Annotated in this window: 1 protein-coding gene; it reads right to left on the bottom strand. The window is 62.5% G+C overall.

From position 1 onward, the window contains the following. On the bottom strand, positions 1 to 495 hold a 495-nt coding region (locus AC1DWI_RS25560), incomplete at its 3' end, for a PfkB family carbohydrate kinase (protein WP_477726240.1). Positions 496 to 659 lie beyond the last annotated feature (164 nt).

The raw sequence follows: 659 nt of genomic DNA, 5'->3' as shown, positions 1-659 counted from the left end.
CGACACGAGGGTACCGGCCTCTTTGGCCAGTTTCATCGCGGCAAAGGCTGTGTCGCAGGCGCTGGCGGAAATCGCCAGCGAGATGCCCGATACATGCAGAACCTTGGCTTGGCGCACGGCATCGGCTGCGCCGGCTTGCTGCAGCCAGCCCGGCGTCATGCGGCTGGCGGCAGAGCCTGCGCGCAAGTAGCTGAATTCATGCCCGTTTTTGCCGTGCGTGACAAAGTAAAGGCCCGTGCTGGCTTCCGGGTCTTGCTGCACCGCCGCGGTGGAGACGTTTTCAGTGGCCCACAACGCCATCAGTGATTGGCCGAAAGTGTCGCCGCCCAGGCGTGTGAGGTAAGCGGTGCAGGCTCCTGCGCGTGCGGCGGCAATCACGGCATTGCTGGTGTCTCCGCCGAAGCCCTGCAGGTAGTTAGGCTGGCCGGCCTGGGTCTGGTTGAACTCCACCATGGCCTCGCCGAGTGCGACGACATCGAATTTTCTGGCTTGCATAGAACTTTCTGGCATCCTTTGCTGTCCCGAAAAGGTAGCAGCATGCGCGCTTCGAGACCTTGATCAGCGCGGGAGCATGGCGGGTCGTAACGCGGAAATTTCCAGAGGGAAATACCCGCGTTTGAAGCCTCCATGTTACCCGCGGCCGATCGCGGCGCCGTACC

Source organism: Polaromonas sp. P3_C2 (genome assembly GCF_056402675.1).
Note: the sequence above shows the minus strand (reverse complement) of the source record. Positions and strands in the feature narration are given on the sequence as shown.